The organism is Cesiribacter sp. SM1, assembly GCF_020178975.1.
Taxonomy (GTDB): domain Bacteria; phylum Bacteroidota; class Bacteroidia; order Cytophagales; family Cyclobacteriaceae; genus Cesiribacter.
In genome coordinates, this window is the sequence record NZ_JAHXBU010000041.1 from 151,579 (window position 1) to 171,100 (window position 19,522).

Consider the following 19,522-nt stretch of genomic DNA (forward strand, 5'->3'; position numbering starts at 1 on the left):
CGCTGCCGGAAAGTAGCAGGCTTTTCCTGTACCGGTAATAATAATTTTAATGCAGGCCCTGGCTCACCAGCTTATTTCTGATGAATACTTTTGGATCTGAAAATAATGAATTTTGCCCCTGGGCAAAGGTTCTTTTTTGAGGCCGGAGGGTGTTCGTCAGACACAGCCTAATTAAAGGCAGATCTAGAAAACAAACAGCAAGTGTTAATCATTATATATGTTGTTTATCTGAAAGCATAAACACGGTAGCAAGTGTTTGTGCAAAATTTCAAATAATCACTTGCCGGAACAGGCATCCTGCAACACCTGAATCAGACCCAGATGATTTATTTTTTAGTGAGTAGGGATGTACAACAAACAACAAGCAATGGCTGGAGTAGATAAAACCATTATCCCTGTATGGGGAGGTATTGAATGTACCGTGCATCGGCTGAAGGATGAGTACAGAAATCAGCTGGACAACAGCGGCCATCAAACCCGCATCAGTGACCTGGAACTCATTGCAGCATTAGGCATCAAAACCTTGCGCTACCCGGTAGTATGGGAAAGCGTAGCTCCAAATGGTCTTAAAAAAGCAGACTGGTCGTGGGTTGATGAGCGCCTTGAAAAGCTGCAGGGCCTGGGGATTACGCCTATTGCCGGCTTGCTCCATCATGGCAGTGGCCCCTCCTACACCAGCCTCACAGACCCAGATTTTGCCGAAAAATTTACCGAGTATGCGGTGGCTGTAGCCGAGCGTTACCCCTGGCTGGAGCTGTTTACGCCCATTAACGAACCTCTCACCACCGCACGTTTCAGCTGCCTTTATGGCCACTGGTATCCGCACAGCAGAGATGCCCAATCTTTCTCTACGGCCCTCTTAAACCAGTGCAAAGCCACCGTTATGGCCATGAAAGCCATAAAGAGAATAATACCAAATGCCCAGCTGGTGCAGACAGAAGACATGGGCAAGTGCCACAGCACAAAAAAAATGGCCTACCAGTGCAGGTTTGAGAACGAACGCCGGTGGTCTTCCCTGGATCTTCTGTGCGGAAAAATTCAGGAAAACAGCCTGATGACAGGTTATCTTCTGGAACTGGGAAAGGTAAGCGAAAAGGAGCTGGAATACTTTAGCAGCAACCACTATGCACCCGATATCATTGGCATTAACCATTACATTACCAGCGAAAGATTTCTGGATGAAAATATGCAGCACTACCCGGCATGGTCGCATGCCGGCAATGGAAGAGACCGCTATGCCGATGTAGATGTGGTAAGGGCCGACATCAACAAAAGGGCGGGCCATTACAACATATTAAAAGAAGCAGCAGAACGGTATAATCTTCCGCTGGCCCTTACCGAAGTGCATTTAGGCGCTACCCGCGAAGAGCAGCTAAGGTGGTTTATGGAAGCCTGGAATGCTGTTTGCAAGCTAAAGCACGAAGGGGTGGATATCAGAGGCATTACCGCCTGGTCTATGTTAGGTGCTTACGACTGGAATACACTGCTAACTCAGAAAAACAACTTTTACGAATCGGGGGTATTTGATGTAAGATCGGGCAAACCCAGGCCTACAGCACTGGCATGGCTCATTAAAAAGCTGGCAAATGGAGAAACACCAGCGCATCCTGTACTGGAGGCAGACGGCTGGTGGAAAAACCCGGGCGCCAGCTACTTTAATTACAGCGGAAAGCCAACAGCACGGGAGCTGCCACAGGTGGTATCGATGAAAAAAGGGCCCTTGCCGGAGCCTCCCTCCAGAACCATACTTATTACAGGTGCTACAGGCACACTCGGCAGAGCCTTTGCAAGAATTTGTAAGATCAGAAACATATCCTATCACATCCTTAGCAGGCAGGAGCTGGATATTACCAGCCAGGAATCTATAGAGAACGCCCTGCGCCATTACCAGCCCTGGGCAGTAATCAACACGGCAGGCTATGTTAAAGTAGATGAAGCAGAAAGGATGCAGGACCGCTGCTTTCTTGAAAATACAGAAGGCCCGGCGCTGCTGGCTGCGGCTTGTTTAAGGTATAACGCCCAGTTCACCACCTTCTCTACAGATCTTGTTTTTGATGGAAAAGCGCACTCCCCCTACCTGGAGAGCAATCCGGCAGCTCCACTTAACGTTTATGGTTTATCAAAGCTCTGTGCAGAAACCAAGGTACTGAAGGTAAACCCGGCTGCACTTGTCATCAGAACCAGCTCTTTTTTCGGTCCCTGGGATGAGTACAACTTTATTAGCCAGATGGTAAGAACACTGGAGGAAAACAGATACTTCTTTGCCTCTAAAGATCACATTGTTTCGCCAACTTATATACCTGATCTTGTGAACAACACACTGGACCTGATACTGGACAGGGCTGCCGGCATCTGGCACCTCACAAACCCTTCAGAAATATCGTTGGCTGACTTTGCCTTTAGAACAGCAGAAATAGCCAACTTAAACCCTGAACTGATAAAGGCCACTGAAGCAAAGCAGCTAGGCTACAAAGCAATTCGCCCAACCTACAGCGCTCTTGGCAGCGAAAAAGGCATACTGCTACCTCAGCTGGACGATGCCATTAGCCGCTATATACGGGAAAGAGAAACTGCTGCTACTGCTCCTGTTTACCCGGAAGCGGTAACCTCCTGACGCAAAGGATTCAGAAAAGAAAGAATAGTATACATGTATATGTAAAAACCAGCCTAAGCACAGGCGGCCTGCTCCTGCTCTTTTATTTCGTAAAGTATTTCATTTGCTTTTTTCCCAACCTGCACAATTAGCCCCATTTTACGCAGGCAATAGGTTATTTGCCTGCAGCGGTACAGGGGCAGCGCCGTAGCGGCTGCCAAACATTTGTTGGAGAAGGGAACAGGCAGGCTGACCGGCAGAAACTGTAGAAAATCAGCGGCAGTAACAAAACGATGCGTACTTAGCACCTGCAGCAGGCGCCGGTCTTTTACACTTACCCGTTTACGGCGCCAGCTTCCCTGCCCATCGGGGCAGCGCACTTCCTCTTCCTGAATCAGGGGAAACTCAAGGCTCAGGTTTTCGTGCCTGATTAACTCGGGCATGCGTACCAGTTCCGCAAACAGATCTGACAGATGCCCCTTCCGGGGAGATTTACGCCTGGATAGAACAGTGCTACCCGTAGCATCTACCTGCACAATCCACTTCTCTAGTGTGATAGGATGCAGTAAGTGCACTTTATGTTCCTCTACCAGCTTCTTAATCTTTTGCCGGATTGCCGTAAAGTTTCGTGTCTGTATTTCAATAAGCTGACCCCCTCGCACCAGGTCAATAACAAATCCCATCAGTGGCACCTCGAATCTATCCCCGGGAAGTGCGTACCATTGCTTAAGGGCAGCATGCAGCGACCGTTCATTTCGGGTGCCAATACCGTTACCAGCGGATGTAGTTTTTCCTGCTTTTTCCTGTTTTTTCACCCTGCAAAGATGCAGGATGTTTTAAGTAAGTGCATAACAAAAACAGCTGCTTTACAAGATAAAGTACTCCTGCAGACCTGCTGCAATCGAATGAAATTCTGCTATTTAGCCCTTATCACCATTGCACAGGCATTCAATCGCTAAACTTTCATTTAAAAAGCTTAAGCCCTTCTGGTTATCATTCAAATAAATCTTCTTTAACATACTGTTCCTGTGCAACTTTTCCTTATGAAGCGAGTTTAATCTAAACCAAGAAGGAGCTTGGCTGGTGGTACAGACCCCTTCATCCTCTTTACACTTTTAATAGTACAACCTGCATTTTTTTCAGGGCAGGCATCTTTATTATTTATTTGTATGTACAAAGAAAAGCTAGAAACCCCTATGCCGACCTCAGGCGGCCACAACAGCACAGTAAACAAGCCAGGTGCCACACATCAGGCCAGCACAACCCAGACCACAACAACCAAAGAATTTATACAGAATCTACCAGATGTAGTATGCCTGTCCCATTTGCGGTGGGATTTTGTATACCAGCGGCCACAGCACCTGTTATCGCGCTTTGCCCGCCATACCCGTTTGTATTTTATAGAAGAACCTATTTTTGAAGATAATACCGAGCCCAGGCTGGAGGTATCCGGAAGAGAACAGAACATACAGCTGGTGGTACCACACCTACCGCATGGCCTGTCGCCCGAACATGTTGAAATGGAACAGCGCCAGCTACTGGACAAGTTTTTTGCAGAAAAAGGGCTGGAACGCTACATTTTCTGGTACTACACCCCTATGGCCCTTGGGTTTACAGATCATTTTAATCCTGTTCTTACTGTTTACGACTGCATGGACGAGCTCTCGGCCTTTAAATTTGCACCTGTAAAACTGAAAGAGCTGGAAAAGGAGCTGTTTAACAGGGCTGACCTGGTATTTACAGGCGGCCAGAGCCTGTATGAGGCGAAGCAAAAGCAGCACCCAAGCGTACATGCCTTCCCCAGCAGCATTGATAAAGCTCATTTTGCACAGGCACGCCAGGCGCTGGAGCAACCTTCTGACCAGGCCTCCATTGCAGAGCCCCGTATTGGCTTCTTCGGCGTGATCGATGAACGCATGGACCTGGAACTACTTGCAGCTGTGGCAGACGCCAAACCTGAATGGCAGCTGGTAATGGTTGGACCGGTGGTAAAAATAGATCCTGCAGATTTGCCACAACGCCCCAACCTGCACTACCTGGGAGGCAAATCATATAAGGAGCTGCCAGTTTATTTAAGTGGCTGGTCTGTAGCAATGCTGCCTTTTGCCATCAATGAATCTACCCGCTTTATCAGCCCCACTAAAACACCGGAATACCTTTCTGCAGGCAAGCCTGTGGTATCTACCCCTATTCGGGATGTAATAAGACCTTATGGAGAGCAACAGCTCGTACATATTGCCGGCACCCCGCAGGAATTTGTAGCGGCTATTGAAAAAGCCCTGGCCCAGCAGGATGATGAGCAATGGAAGGAAAAGGTGGATCGCTTTTTAACTAACATCTCATGGGATAAAACCTGGCAGGCAATGGTTGAGCAGATGAACAATGCTTTACAGCTCAAAAACAGCTAACTGCGCTGCAGACTAATACTTTTAAGAACTTAACAGAGGAGATTTTTTTATGTTCGACTATCTGATAGTGGGAGCAGGCTTTGCGGGCAGTGTATTAGCCGAACGCCTTGCCACCCAAATGAATAAAAAGGTTCTTATCATTGATAAAAGGAACCACATAGCAGGTAATGCTTACGACCATTTCAATAAAGATGGTATCCTGGTGCATAAATATGGTCCCCACATTTTTCATACTAATTCCAAAGATGTATTCGATTATTTATCCAGGTTTACAGAATGGCGCCCTTATGAACACCGGGTGCAGGCAAGCGTTGACGGACAGCTGGTACCAATTCCCATCAACCTGGATACCATTAACAAGCTGTACGGGCTTAACCTCACCTCATTTGAGGTCGAGGATTTTTTTCAGTCCAAAGCAGAAGAGATCAACCCCATCCGAACCTCAGAAGATGTGGTGGTAAGCCGCGTGGGGCGGGAGCTGTACGAAAAGTTCTTCCGCAACTACACCCGCAAGCAGTGGGGCATGGATCCCTCTGAACTGGATAAGTCAGTTACCTCCCGGGTACCGGTGCGCACCAACCGCGACGACAGGTACTTCTCGGATACCTATCAGGCCATGCCACTGAGAGGCTATACCTATATGTTCGAGAAAATGCTGGACCATCCCAACATTAAAATCATGCTCAACACCGATTATCACGAGATTCTGGATGTAATCCCTTTCAGGGAGATGATTTACACCGGCCCGGTAGATGAGTATTTTGATTTCAGGTATGGTAAACTGCCTTACCGCTCGCTGGAGTTTAAGCACGAAACTTTGGATGAGCAGCTGCATCAGCCAGCCCCGGTGGTGAATTACCCAAATGAACACCCCTACACCCGCATTACCGAATTTAAGTACCTGACGGGACAGCAGCACCCAAAAACAAGTATTGTTTACGAATACCCCAAAGCCGAGGGCGATCCCTACTACCCTGTACCCAAACCCGAAAATGCAGAGCTGTACACCCGGTACAAAAAACTTGCTGATGAAACCCCGGGCGTACATTTCGTGGGCCGCCTGGCTACTTACCGCTACTACAACATGGACCAGGTGGTGGCACAGGCACTTACGCTTTTCAAGAAGCTATCGGCAACAAAAGAAGTGGTAAAATTAGCAGATCGTGCACCCGTGAAGCTCAATGGCAATGGTAAAGCCAAAACATTAAATGGCGTGGTTGCAGGTATTAGTAGCAATGGAAAGCACAAAGCCGATTAAACAGTTTTCGTTACAAGCAGCAAATAATTTAACAACAGAAGCACCTAGTGAACAAAAGCCTGGCAGCAGCAGTCTTACGAATGGTAAGGCCGCAGCTGCCAGGCATTACGGCAGTTTACAAAAACAGCCTGCTGCTGAAGAATTGCCCTGGATACAGCTGGCACCCGGTGCTCCTTACTTCATAACAGAAAAAGGCAACGCCTGGACCCCAATCGGGCAGAACGATGCTATTACCTGGCCTGACTTTGCCAATGCCTTTCGTCGCAAAAACCTGCAGCAGGTAGATGCTCACCTGGCCTGGCTTGCCGAAAACGGCGTTACCTGCCTGCGCTTTATGCTGGAATATGCGCAGGTGGAGCATCGGTATTTCGAGAGCCCTGCCGGCACTTTCTCCCCCAACATGGTAAAGCTATGGGACGATCTTTTTGCACTCTGTGCAAAGCACAGGCTGCGTATACTGCTAACACCCTTCGATACCTTCTGGATGTGGATACGGTGGAAACACCATCCCTACAACAAGGCAAAGGGAGGGCCCTGCAACAGCCGTTCTGAATGGCTGTTGTGCCCCCATACCTTAGAAGCAATTAAGAAGCGGCTGAGCTTTGCTACCGGGCGCTGGGGTGGCAGCGGTGTGCTCTTTGCCTGGGACCTCTGGAATGAAATTCATCCGGCTCATGCCAATAACCGCACAGATGTTTTTGACGGTTTTATCCGTGAAATAAGCCAGCACCTGCGCGAAACCGAACAGCGGCTGTATGGCCGCTCTCACCTGCAGACGGTTTCTCTTTACGGCCCTGTACTGTACGACTATCCCGATGTTGCGGATGTAATTTTCAGGCACCCCTCCCTGGATTTTGCCACCAATCATTTTTACGATACCAACACGATCAATAACCCAAAGGACACGGTAGGCCCGGCTATTAGTACCGGTAAACTGGTGCGGGAGGCCCTGCAACATATACCCGGCAGCAGGCCTTTTTTCGATAGTGAGCATGGCCCTATTCATGCATTTAAGGATCGCAAGATTACCCTGCCGGAGTCTTTTGATGATGAATACTTCCGCCATATGCAGTGGGCCCACTTTGCCTCTGGCGGAGCCGGTGGCGGCATGCGCTGGCCAAACCGACACCCCCACGTGCTTACCCATGGCATGCGGCGGGCACAAAAAGCGTTAGCAGACTTTGTTCCCCTGATAGACTGGTCCCACTTCAGCAGAAAAAACCTGAATGAAGAAGTTAAGACCAGTAATCCTGATTTTGCCTCTTTTGCCTGCGGCGACAGCCAGCAGGCTATTGTATGGCTGCTCCGGCGGCACCCATTGGCAGCCGATGGCACTCTTAATGCTGTGGCACATCCTGCAGCTATGCGGGTTACTGTACCAGGCTTACTTGCAGGCAAGTACCAGATTACTTTCTGGAGTACGCTAAACGGTATTCCCACACATACTTTTTCTGCCCATCATTCTAAAGATGGCAATTTTTCTGTTGAGCCAGTTCACGTGGCAACTGATCTGGCAATGGCTATCAGTAAGCTCGACTAAAGTAAGACAAGGTGTTTATATAAGCAGGGAGCAAAAAAGCCCGGCTTAGCCGGGCAAATGCTTTACAGTACAAACTGGATGTACACTCATCAGAAGAAGCACTCTTAACATGTATTCCCTATCGCCCCCTGAAGGTTATGTTAGCAGCCGCCATAAGTTTAGCTTATCTGCTCACCTCTTTTGCTAAACGAATGTCCCGGGAGGAACTTCCCGCCAGCAGCTTAAATTTGCCTGGCTCGAGTACCCACTGCTTGCTTTCTTCGCTGTAAAACTGGAAAGCTTCTTTAGGCAGTCTCAGGGTAATATCCTTTGCATCGCCCGGATCCAGGGATAGTTTAGCAAAAGCTTTCAGTTCTTTTTCAGGGCGTTTTACAGAAGCCTCCACATCCTGCACATAAAGCTGCACAACTTCCCTACCTGGCACTTTACCGGTATTTTTCACATTTACAGTTACTTCCAGCACTCCCTTCTGCTCCTGCACCCGCATATTGCTGTATTCAAAAGTGGTGTAGGAGAGACCATGGCCGAAGCTAAAGAGAGGCTCTACCTTGTAGGTATCGTGGTAGCGGTAACCTACAAAAATATCTTCTTTGTAATTAACGTTAAGGGTATCCTTATCTCCGGGATACTCACCAAGGGCATGAGCTGGAGAATCCTCTAACTTTTTAGGAAAGGTAGCAGGTAGCTTTCCCGATGGGTTCACATCGCCAAACAAGATACCCGCCAGGGCAGTGCCGCCCTCCATACCGGGGTACCAGGCCTGCAGTATGCCGGGAGTACGCTCGTACCAGGCACTCATATCTACAGCACCACCACCCATCAGCACCACCACTGTTTTAGGGTTTGCCTCTAGCAGGGCATCAATAAGCTTATCCTGTTCAAAGGGTAGTGCCATAGAGGGTTTATCGGCTCCCTCCATATCATAGGCGCCACCATTCCACTCATCGGTATAACCGTGTGTCCAGCCGCCAACATACACCACCACGTCGGCACGTTTTGCAGCTGCTACAGCCTCACTAATAAGTTTGGCATTAGATTTTTCTGCCCTGGAAACTTCAAAGCCGGGTGCATAGCTGATCTCTACCCCATCGCCTGCAAGCTTTTGCAAGCCTTCCAGCGGTGTTACCTCATAAATGGCACGCACCTGTGAGCTGCCCCCACCCATTGCCTGCTTTCTGCTTGCGTTGGCACCTATAACAGCAACAGACCTGATCTTTCCTTTTTGCAATGGCAGTATGCTGCCTTCGTTCTTAAGCAGCACAATAGACTCCTCTGCTACCTGCAGGGCAGTTTGCTGATGGGCTTTGGTGTTGACCTCACCGGCCGGGCGATCGGAAAACATGCCGGAATGATACATCACCCGCAGAATACGCCGCACCTTATCATCCACAACAGACTCGGGCACCTTTCCACTCTTGATCAGGCCTACCACCGTATCTGCCAGGTGAAACTTTTTGTAGTCAATGTTGGGCATTTGCAGCAGGTCTGTGCCCATTTCTACATCTGTGCCGTAAAGGAGTGCTTCCATTGTATTGTGCACGGCACCCCAGTCGCTCATCACAAGCCCTTTAAAGCCCCACTCCCCTTTCAATATCTCGTTGATCAGGTAAGCGTTGTGTGTAGCATACTGTCCACGAAATTTATTGTAGGAGCCCATTACGGAAAGCACGCCTCCCTCTTCTACAGAGGCTTTAAAGGCTGGCAGGTAAATTTCCTGGAGGGCCCGCTCGCTCATTTCCACATTAATGCTGGAGCGCTTAATTTCCTGGTTATTTGCTGCAAAGTGTTTTACACAGGCCGCCACACCCTGATCCTGAACACCCTTTATATAGCCAACAGCCATAACTGCGGCAAGGTGAGGATCTTCGCTTAGGTATTCGAAGTTACGCCCGTTCAGGGGTGTGCGCATAATGTTTACACCAGGCCCCAGGATTACGTCTTTTCCACGTTTCCTGGCTTCGCTACCCAGCACTTTCCCGAAAGCATAACCCAGTTCCGGATTCCAGGTAGCGGCCAGTGCAATACCGGTAGGCAGGTAGGTTACAGAATCGTCGCCGGCATTATCAGGGATCCAGTCGCGGCCATGCTCGGGCCTTACGCCATGAGGGCCATCAGACATGCTAAGTTCAGGAATACCCAAACGCGCCACGCCTCCCGATGTAAAGGAAGAATTTGCGTGGATCATGCCCAACTTTTCTTCCAGGGTCATCCGGGCAATCAGGGAATCAATTCTGCTCTCATACGCCATGATGCCTTTTGATTCCGGCATACCAGGTGCCTGAACGTTCTCGGCAGAAGACGAACATGCCGCCACACCTATGGCTAAGGCAAACAAAGAACCAAGCTGCCTGACAATGGCAAATGGTTTACTTATTAATTTCTTCGCTTTTAGGGTGTACATATACCTGCATATTGAAGCGTTTACTATTTTTTATCACAGGGTTTTCTTTCCAGCTGATCTGTCTGTTGGTAAGTGCGCAGCATTTATCTGTACCCAACAGCTTTACTACAAGAAGTAGAGCCCTTTCCTTTCGTCTCTGAATCTATAGCCTGCAAAACTTTATTTGCAGTATTTTATGCCACCACCAGTTGCAGAGTACTTACTACTTACAGATTACTGGTAAGCATACCCAAGGCAACACAGCCAGTTTAATGTTGCAACACAAACGTTAGTGCAATCGGAATCATCAGTAAATCGATAATCAAAAGTCCCTAAAAGAATGCAGATTAGCGGGATGAAATGCTTCAAAAAGGGGTATAAAATGAATACACACAAAAAAACATTGCCTGTAGCAGGCAAATATTCTCCTGCTACAGGCAATGCTTATCGTATTACGCCTGGAAAGGTAACAAGCAGTACTACATATCTTTCTTAGGTTTGGCCTGAAGTGCTTCAACCGCACTTGCCAGGTACACCAGTGGAGCATTCCAGTTGATAGCTATCTCATTGGATGCGTAGGAGCAGTCATCATCAGTAAAAACCTCGTCGGGAGAGGTAGACTGGTAGGTGGTGCATTTATCCTGCTGTGCGGCACGGGCGTTGGGGCCACCTGAAAGGAGTCCTGGCACTGGCTCTGCCACGGCATCGGCCACAGAGGGTCGGTGGTGAGGATTCATCACAGGTTTATCGCCATAACCGGTTACGAAGGAGTAGCCGGTGGCATTTCTGCCCAGCAGGTAATCCAGGTTGGAGAGGGCCCCGCTTAGGTATTTTTTATCTCCTGTTAATTGATAGGCCTGGATAAGGGCAATTCCCTGGTTTGCAGCCACAGAACTGCTGCCCCAGATATAATCTTTTTCAGATTTTCCCATTACTGTTCTGTAAGATCGCTCGGCACTACCTTCCATAAGCTGGTTGGCAAAGGCTATTACACGCTTTTTAATTTCGGGCAGGTCTTTTTGTGCCGCAGGGGTTAAGTTGTTCTCATGCCGCAGCAGGGTGTAGTAGCCCAGCAGCCTCACCTGTGGCCAGGAAGGCAGGGGCATCAGGGCATCAGGCAGCATGGTAACCGCAGTATAGTAGCTGTCTTTTTTGGTGGTGGTATACAGTTCTGCCGCCGCCCAGATAAATTCGTCGCTTACATCCCTGTCGCCATAGGCACCTGTGGTTACATCCGGCTCAAACTGCTTGTTCATGGCATTCTGATCGTACAGGACTTTTGGATTTTTTTGCGCCCACTCCCAGGCCCTTACGGAAGCCTGGAGGCAGGAGTCTGCCAGACCTGGAAACTCCTGGCTAAAGTTGCGGTATACCCGGCTGGCCTGTGCTGTTACAGCTGCAAAATCCAGGGTAGCGGCTGTATTTTTCTGTACCACATAGCGCTGGTTCTTTGCTGCTGCCGGCATAATCATGCCCTCAAAATTAGCGGTGGTAAGCTTGTGGTATACTCCACCATCGTTCGGGTCCTGCATTGTAAGCAGCCAGCGCAGGTTCCACAGCACCTCATCCAGCACATCGGGCACCTTATTGCCGCTCTCTGGTATATCCAGGTTCTGTGCCTTGAAGAACTCCGGAAAATCTTCGTAAGCCGACAGCAGTGTACCCATGGTAATACCGCTGTTTACCACGTATTTGTTATAATCGCCGGCATCGTACCAGCCGCGTGGTGAGGAAAGCACAGTACCCTCCGGACGCTGCCCGCTAGCCGCAGAGGCATGTACCAGCACCTTATTGTCGGGGTGGCCTGCCGGGCGGTTCCACTTGCCTGCATATTTTTCGGGCAGGGCGGTAGAGGCACGAATAAAGTAGAAGCCTTTCAGAGAAGCATCGGCCACCTCTTTATGCACCTCATTTTTTATTTCAAAAGGATATGAATAGCCAACGCCAGGGATATCCAACACATAGGTTCCTGCATTGGTAAACTGCGAAAAGTCGGCAACACGTGTTGGTTTTTTAGAGAATTCTGATGGTTTTGCCTGGGATAACTGCCCGGTATAAACAGTTTTAGAGCGATCCGGGGTCTTGAGGTAAAATTTACCCCCTTGGCTTTCGCCAACTACCACTGCTATTTTTTCGGCAGCAGGGTAAAAGCCCAGCTGGTTTAGGCGAATTCTTTCGGACTGCTGCTGCGCCTGCAGTCCGCTTAAAAGCAGTAGGCACAAAAAGGTACAGCAGATCCTGCTTGTGATGTAATTACGCATAAATTTGTTTTAGGAGGGACAGAATAAATATTGGTTGGTTGTAATCTGGTTAATTTACAGGAGGCTTTAGCGCCGTTTCAATGACTTAAGCCCTTATATCATCTTTTATTTTCCAAAAATCGGAACTAAGCAGGTAGCGCCGCAGCATTTATTAGCTATTGCTGTAAAGCACTGTAACAGCACTAGTGATTATCTGCTACCACACCACTTGCTGCAGCACTTTTTTCTACCCTTCGCAACACCCACTCGCCAACCTGCAAACCCTGGGTACGGCCGTTATCGATGGCATCCATATAATGAATACCGCCGTACAGGCGCGAGATGCCGGCTTCTATAGCAGCCTGCTGGAATGAGGTAAACTTACGCGAAGGCAGGCCAAAGCGTACCTCAACAGTATCGACATACTCAAAATTATCGCCAAGGTAGTGGGTTAGCACCACAGCAGCAGCCGATGAGATGGTAGAATGTCCGCTTAAGTATTCCGGGAAAGGCGGTGTTTGTAAAAGGGGCTGCCAGTTTGGATCGATATGCTTTCTGATGGCCGTTTCGGGCCTGATGCGATGACTCCTGAATTTTTCGTCCCAGCAGGCAACAAACCCATCCATAAGCGAAACAGACACTACGGTGTTAATCTTCATGGCTTTGGAAAAATCCACCCCGGCCTTTTCGCAGGCAATGCCGGTAATGCCAAGCCAGTGCGCACCGGGAGATATCTTTTTGGCACCTACCATCAGGTGGCCATTATCCTGCAGGGCAAAGGGGTTGCAGTCCCAGAAAGAAGCGATAAGCCTCTCCTCTTCTGATAATTTGGTACCGCCCTTTTCGTAAGTTTCCATGAGCAGCCTGTAGAAATCAGAATCCTTATTCGTAGAGAAGGCTGCCGGAGGTGCAGGTTTAAACTGGGCATTATCATCAAGCGTAAAGGCACGAATGGTGTTGAAGTACGGCTCTACAGGTGCAAAAAATCCCGGGGGGGTTGGGTACCAGCTGCCTTCTTCTTCCAGTGGCGTATAGCGGGGGTAATTGCTGATCTGGTTATACTTATCGGCCTTTGCATATGCCAGTATCTGCTTGCTAACTACTACGGCATAGTTCAGGGAGTTGGTAAGAAGTGCTTCTGAAACACCACCTGCCTTTAAGGAATCCAGGAGCTGCTGCTGGTATTCTTCAAGCATGGTACCGGAGGGCTGCATTTTCTTAGCGGTTTCCAGCATAGCCAAAATTGCACTTAGCTCATAGGAATAGCCGCTAATGGTATCGGGCTTTTCTATCTGAGGGTAGCCGTTCAGCACACCGTGCATGCTGCTGTAGGCAGTATCGTTTTGTGCCACCACCTCGTAGCCGGCCAGGCAGGCATAAGAAAAGAAACGGCCTGCCAGCGGCGGGTTGGTAACATCATGTACCATAATATCCGTCATCCTGGCAATTACCTCACTGATCTGCCGGCTGCTGAACTGAGGCTGCACTTCGGCCTTCTCCTTGCAGCCTATCAGCAACAAAAGAATAGCGAGAGAAAATAGAACCCGGTTTTTCATTTCTAAATATAACTAAAGTGCCTGTTTTTTACCCTGCAGCTTATAAGCCTTAATGCTTTGCTGGTTGATGCCGAAGAGCAGGGTGTTGTTGATGCTAAGGATGCTTCTGATGTCACCTTTGATCTTCAGGCCCGACTCTCCTTGCGGCACATAGCTGAAGCCTCCCTTGCCATCCCCCTGCAGCAGCATGCCATAAGAAGCATCATACCTGCCAAACCTTAGCCTTGCCTCATGGATGTTGCCCCCCAGCACCACATCCTGCCTGCCATCTCCATTGTAGTCTGTCACTGCCATGGCATAAACAGGTGAGTACTGCACCTCCAGGGGTAGCTCCTTTTCTCTGAACTTAGCTCCCGTACCTTCGAAGTAGGCTGTCTTCAGGTAATTGGCAGAGAGCCTGCCCACATCCTTCATCTCCTGCTGGCTGAAGATGCTGCCAATGGTAGCATCTGCATAGCTCTCGTAGCTGGTAAAGCGCGTGCGCAGCATCGAGATCTGGTCCAGCAGCTCGTCTCTGGTCACATAGGGATAGCTGCTGCCCTGGATGTAGAAGCACAGGATAGGATCTACTGATCCGTTCTCATCGAAGTCTTTGTAGTAGAGCTCTGCCGGCTGTCCTTCCTGCACCTTTACCTGTGTGTTCTCTCCCATGTTGCCAATGAGCAGGTCTGCTTTGCCATCTGCATTGAAGTCGCCCACCAGCAGCTTGTTCCACCAGCCGGTATAGCGCTTCTCAAAGTAGCTTTGGGTGTCGTCGGTGAGCTTTCCTTCTTTAGAAGAGTATACCTGTAGCGGCATCCACTCTCCTACTACAATGAGTTCTTTTGCGCCATCGCCATTGAGATCATGAAAAGCAGCATCGGTGACCATGCCCGGCTGCTGCAGCTGTGGCGCTACTGCTGCCGTTCTGTCACTGAACTTTACCGCTGTTCCACTGCCTTCGTTGATGAGCACATAGCTCCTGGGTGCTTCAGGATATCTTCCCGGTATGACCCTTCCTCCTACAAACAGATCTTCTCTGCCATCGCCGTTAAGATCTGCTGCCCGTACCACTGATGTGCTGGTGAGCATAGGGGGCAGTGCATCTGCTTTAACAAAGCCTCCCCTGCCATCGCCCAGGTACAGGCGGTCCTGCAGCAGCTTATCTTCTGGCATAAAGTTACCATAACCTCCACTGCTGATGTAGAGGTCCTGCCTGCCATCTGCATTGGCATCAAAGAAAACAGCATCTGTGTCCTCACTGCCTGCATCCTCTGCAAAAGCAGCGACTGCTTTCTCTTTGAAGCTGCCCCCTTTCTGCTGCAGGTATAGCTTAGCTGCCTGGCCGGCGGCTCCGCCTATGAGCACATCCTCCAGGCCATCGGCATCTACATCTGCTTTTACCATACAGGGACCGGAGAATGAAAGCGGGTTCACCAACAGGGGCTGGCGCTTAAAGTCGTTGATGTTGCTCTTTGCCTGGGCATAGGCTATGGGTGATGCTACCTGCTGCAGGGCCGCAGGACTGGCTTTGGGATAGCGATAAGTGGCACTGGCATGCTGCTCCTCCAGCACCAGCAGCTGGTTGGCTTTTACTGCTTCCAGCAGCTGTGTTTTGCCTGTGGGCCAGATGATGCGCAGCGAGTCTACTGCTGCCTCACTGCCAAGGCCAAAGTGCAGAAGCGGTGATACACTGGACTGGTAGCCCCTGTTGGGCATCTGCTCCTGGTACTGCTGCTTTCCTTTTGCCCACAGCTGCACCTTTGCCCCTATACCTGCTGTGTTGGCGCCTGCTCCCTTTAGCTGCAGCTGCAGGTAGTGGTGGTGGGAGCGCTGCTCACTGGCCCTGTTCTCGTAGATGAAGGCTGGCTTGTTGATGTTGTTTACCACCAGGTCCAGGTCGCCATCTCCATCCAAATCTGCATACACTGCTCCATTGCTGTTTGAGGATACATCCATTCCCCAGGACTGGCCCTGGTTACTGAAACGCTCACCTCCCTCATTGCGGTAGATGTAGTTATTTACGTTAGAGGAAGGCATCTTTGCCAGCAGGGCCATCAGGTTTTCTGCCATACCCGGACCACGTGGTGTAGTCTGAAAGAAGTTTTTGGAGTACTTGATAAAATCGAGATTCGTAAAATCTTTCAGAAAGCCATTGCTCACGAAGAGGTCTTTCCAGCCGTCGTTGTCGTAATCGGCAAAAAGAGGGGCCCAGCTCCAGTCGGTGTTGGAGATGCCGGCCAGCTGCCCGATCTCACTAAATACAGGAGCACCATTTTCATCTACACCGGTATTGAGCTGCAGCATGTTTCGCATGTACTGGCTGTGGAAACCAACGCGCTGGTACAGCTCAAACTGCTCATAATTATCTGGCGAGAAGAGCAGCTTCTGGCGGCGGTTATCTTCAGGCAGCATGTCCAGCACAAAAATATCCGGCAGACCATCATTGTTGATATCGGATACATCGTTACCCATGGAATAAATGGGAATATGGCCTATGCTGCTTTGAAGCCTGTCGGTAAAAGTGCCATTTCTATTATTGATGTACAGATAGTCGGGTGCAGAGTAGTCGTTAGAGAGGTAGATATCCGGCCAACCATCGCTGTTAACATCCGCTACACCAGCCCCCAGGGCATAAGTAAAGCCAGAGCCCTGGAATCCTGCCTTTTCTGTAATATCAGTAAACTTTGGAGCGCCCTTTGCCCCCTTATCGTTGCGGTAAAGCTTTACCCGCATCATGGGCTCAGTTTGCTTCAGCTTTTCATTGATGCTGACATCATCTAAATTCTTATAAAGAAAAGGATTGTGGTTGAGCAGGAACATGTCCAGGTCGCCGTCCCTGTCGTAGTCGAAGAAGGTGGCATGGGTGCTGTAAGCGGCATCGGCTAAGCCATACTCAGCGGCTTGTTCGCTGAAGTGGGGAATGCCCTGTTCATTGGGACCCTGGTTAATGAATAACTGATTTACCCGGGCCTGCTCAGGCAAACTGCCCGAGTAGCACAGGTAGATATCCAGCAGGCCATCGCCGTTCACATCGGCCATGCTTACACCGGTTTTCCAGTTCTTTTCACGACCGGCAACGCCTGCTACCTCTGTAATATCCTGGAATTGCAGCGGGGCTGCTCCCTTTTTGCCTTTATTCAGGTACAGGCGGTTGGGTACCATATTGCCTGAGAAGTATATATCCTGCAGGCCATCGCCATCTACATCGCCAACTGCTACGCCACCACCATTATAAAAATACTGGTAGGCCATAATATTCCCCAGCGGACTTTCCTTAACTGTATTGTTGAAGGCTACGCCTGTTTTATCCGCAGGTAATATCCGGAAGAGTGTTTCAGCCGGAGCAGTCTGTTCAATTCCTGCACTAGCTACATCCTCTTCTTTACTGGCCTGTGGCTGGCAGGCGGCCAGAACAGTTAAGGAAGCTACTGCAGAAAGCAGGTTGTAGATCTTTAATTTCCGCATTTATTGGTATGGAATATCAGCCTGGAAATAAATCGCTATATCAATTCTATGATATTCAAAGAACAAGACTGAACAATGCCACTTTCTCATTCCTCATTATCAATATCTTACATTCAGAGGCAGAAATACTGCAATTAATTTTTAACCTTAACGGCTGGCTTACAAGTTCCTGCCATCAGCTTAAAGGCTCAAATTTTACTGGTTCACAACAGGCTTCTTTACCTTATAAGCCTTAATGCTTTGCTGATTGATGCCGAAGAGCAGGGTGTTGTTGATGCTAAGGATGCTTCTGATGTCACCTTTGATCTTCAGGCCCGACTCTCTTTGCGGCACATAGCTGAAGCCTCCCTTGCCATCCCCCTGCAGCAGCATGCCATAAGAAGCATCATACCTGCCAAACCTTAGCCTTGCCTCATGGATGTTGCCCCCCAGCACCACATCCTGCCTGCCATCTCCATTGTAGTCTGTCACTGCCATGGCATAAACAGGTGAGTACTGCACCTCCAGGGGTAGCTCCTTTTCTCTGAACTTAGCTCCCGTACCTTCGAAGTAGGCTGTCTTCAGGTAATTGGCAGAGAGCCTGCCCACATCCTTCATCTCCTGCTGGCTGAAGATGCTGCCAATGGTAGCATCTGCATAGCTCTCGTAGCTGGTAAAGCGCGTGCGCAGCATCGAGATCTGGTCCAGCAGCTCGTCTCTGGTCACATAGGGATAGCTGCTGCCCTGGATGTAGAAGCACAGGATAGGATCTACTGATCCGTTCTCATCGAAGTCTTTGTAGTAGAGCTCTGCCGGCTGTCCTTCCTGCACCTTTACCTGTGTGTTCTCTCCCATGTTGCCAATGAGCAGGTCTGCTTTGCCATCTGCATTGAAGTCGCCCACCAGCAGCTTGTTCCACCAGCCGGTATAGCGCTTCTCAAAGTAGCTTTGGGTGTCGTCGGTGAGCTTTCCTTCTTTAGAAGAGTATACCTGTAGCGGCATCCACTCTCCTACTACAATGAGTTCTTTTGCGCCATCGCCATTGAGATCATGAAAAGCAGCATCGGTGACCATGCCCGGCTGCTGCAGCTGTGGCGCTACTGCTGCCGTTCTGTCACTGAACTTTACCGCTGTTCCACTGCCTTCGTTGATGAGCACATAGCTCCTGGGTGCTTCAGGATATCTTCCCGGTATGACCCTTCCTCCTACAAACAGATCTTCTCTGCCATCGCCGTTAAGATCTGCTGCCCGTACCACTGATGTGCTGGTGAGCATAGGGGGCAGTGCATCTGCTTTAACAAAGCCTCCCCTGCCATCGCCCAGGTACAGGCGGTCCTGCAGCAGCTTATCTTCTGGCATAAAGTTACCATAACCTCCACTGCTGATGTAGAGGTCCTGCCTGCCATCTGCATTGGCATCAAAGAAAACAGCATCTGTGTCCTCACTGCCTGCATCCTCTGCAAAAGCAGCGACTGCTTTCTCTTTGAAGCTGCCCCCTTTCTGCTGCAGGTATAGCTTAGCTGCCTGGCCGGCGGCTCCGCCTATGAGCACATCCTCCAGGCCATCGGCATCTACATCTGCTTTTACCATACAGGGACCGGAGAATGAAAGCGGGTTCACCAACAGGGGCTGGCGCTTAAAGTCGTTGATGTTGCTCTTTGCCTGGGCATAGGCTATGGGTGATGCTACCTGCTGCAGGGCCGCAGGACTGGCTTTGGGATAGCGATAAGTGGCACTGGCATGCTGCTCCTCCAGCACCAGCAGCTGGTTGGCTTTTACTGCTTCCAGCAGCTGTGTTTTGCCTGTGGGCCAGATGATGCGCAGCGAGTCTACTGCTGCCTCACTGCCAAGGCCAAAGTGCAGAAGCGGTGATACACTGGACTGGTAGCCCCTGTTGGGCATCTGCTCCTGGTACTGCTGCTTTCCTTTTGCCCACAGCTGCACCTTTGCCCCTATACCTGCTGTGTTGGCGCCTGCTCCCTTTAGCTGCAGCTGCAGGTAGTGGTGGTGGGAGCGCTGCTCACTGGCCCTGTTCTCGTAGATGAAGGCTGGCTTGTTGATGTTGTTTACCACCAGGTCCAGGTCGCCATCTCCATCCAAATCTGCATACACTGCTCCATT

The 19,522-nt window shown here is 49.8% G+C and carries 10 protein-coding genes; 4 read left to right on the forward strand and 6 right to left on the reverse strand.

Annotated features, from left to right (window positions below; translation table 11 throughout):
* The first annotated feature begins 367 nt into the window (after positions 1-367).
* Complete coding sequence (locus tag KWJ01_RS06380; RefSeq protein ID WP_224995595.1) at positions 368-2,614, forward strand: family 1 glycosylhydrolase; 2,247 nt, start codon at positions 368-370, stop codon at positions 2,612-2,614.
* 53 nt (positions 2,615-2,667) lie between these two features.
* Here the strand turns inward: KWJ01_RS06380 and KWJ01_RS06385 are convergent, their stop codons facing one another.
* Entirely contained in the window at positions 2,668-3,408 is a 741-nt protein-coding gene (locus KWJ01_RS06385) for a hypothetical protein (protein ID WP_224995596.1), read from the reverse strand.
* 381 nt (positions 3,409-3,789) lie between these two features.
* On the opposite strand from KWJ01_RS06385, the gene KWJ01_RS06390 reads away from it, so the two are divergent.
* From KWJ01_RS06390 to KWJ01_RS06400, 3 genes are read left to right on the forward strand one after another with little or no spacing between them, the layout of a single operon-like run.
* Complete coding sequence (locus KWJ01_RS06390; protein WP_224995597.1) at positions 3,790-5,001, forward strand: glycosyltransferase family 1 protein; 1,212 nt, start codon at positions 3,790-3,792, stop codon at positions 4,999-5,001.
* A gap of 49 nt (positions 5,002-5,050) precedes the next feature.
* Entirely contained in the window at positions 5,051-6,259 is a 1,209-nt protein-coding gene (glf, locus tag KWJ01_RS06395) for a UDP-galactopyranose mutase (RefSeq protein WP_224995598.1), read from the forward strand.
* Complete coding sequence (locus tag KWJ01_RS06400) at positions 6,237-7,799, forward strand: hypothetical protein (RefSeq protein ID WP_224995599.1); 1,563 nt, start codon at positions 6,237-6,239, stop codon at positions 7,797-7,799. Before glf ends, KWJ01_RS06400 begins: the two co-directional genes overlap by 23 nt.
* A gap of 163 nt (positions 7,800-7,962) precedes the next feature.
* Here KWJ01_RS06400 and KWJ01_RS06405 read toward each other — a convergent pair whose 3' ends face one another.
* From KWJ01_RS06405 to KWJ01_RS06425, 5 genes are all read right to left on the reverse strand, one after another.
* Entirely contained in the window at positions 7,963-10,200 is a 2,238-nt protein-coding gene (locus KWJ01_RS06405) for a glycoside hydrolase family 3 C-terminal domain-containing protein (RefSeq protein ID WP_224995600.1), read from the reverse strand.
* A gap of 458 nt (positions 10,201-10,658) precedes the next feature.
* On the reverse strand, positions 10,659-12,440 hold the full coding sequence (locus tag KWJ01_RS06410; RefSeq protein WP_224995601.1) for a glycoside hydrolase family 9 protein: 1,782 nt from the start codon (positions 12,438-12,440) through the stop codon (positions 10,659-10,661).
* A gap of 182 nt (positions 12,441-12,622) precedes the next feature.
* Positions 12,623-13,975, reverse strand: coding sequence for a vanadium-dependent haloperoxidase (locus KWJ01_RS06415; RefSeq protein WP_224995602.1), 1,353 nt, complete (start codon positions 13,973-13,975; stop codon positions 12,623-12,625).
* A gap of 12 nt (positions 13,976-13,987) precedes the next feature.
* The gene (locus KWJ01_RS06420) at positions 13,988-17,422 is read right to left on the reverse strand and encodes a VCBS repeat-containing protein (protein WP_224995603.1); all 3,435 of its coding nucleotides are present in this window, start codon (positions 17,420-17,422) and stop codon (positions 13,988-13,990) included.
* A gap of 195 nt (positions 17,423-17,617) precedes the next feature.
* Positions 17,618-19,522 (reverse strand): FG-GAP-like repeat-containing protein (locus KWJ01_RS06425; RefSeq protein ID WP_224995604.1); only part of this gene is annotated, 1,905 nt, incomplete at its 5' end.

Bases quoted from the DNA above. Each gene is read 5' to 3' on its own strand.
- KWJ01_RS06380 (WP_224995595.1), top strand. From the start codon at position 368: ATGGCTGGAGTAGATAAAACCATTATCCCTGTATGGGGAGGTATTGAA.
- KWJ01_RS06390 (WP_224995597.1), top strand. From the start codon at position 3,790: ATGCCGACCTCAGGCGGCCACAACAGCACAGTAAACAAGCCAGGTGCC.
- KWJ01_RS06410 (WP_224995601.1), bottom strand. From the start codon at position 12,440: ATGCGTAATTACATCACAAGCAGGATCTGCTGTACCTTTTTGTGCCTA.
- KWJ01_RS06415 (WP_224995602.1), bottom strand. From the start codon at position 13,975: ATGAAAAACCGGGTTCTATTTTCTCTCGCTATTCTTTTGTTGCTGATA.
- glf (WP_224995598.1), top strand. From the start codon at position 5,051: ATGTTCGACTATCTGATAGTGGGAGCAGGCTTTGCGGGCAGTGTATTA.
- KWJ01_RS06400 (WP_224995599.1), top strand. From the start codon at position 6,237: ATGGAAAGCACAAAGCCGATTAAACAGTTTTCGTTACAAGCAGCAAAT.
- KWJ01_RS06405 (WP_224995600.1), bottom strand. From the start codon at position 10,200: ATGTACACCCTAAAAGCGAAGAAATTAATAAGTAAACCATTTGCCATT.
- KWJ01_RS06420 (WP_224995603.1), bottom strand. From the start codon at position 17,422: ATGCGGAAATTAAAGATCTACAACCTGCTTTCTGCAGTAGCTTCCTTA.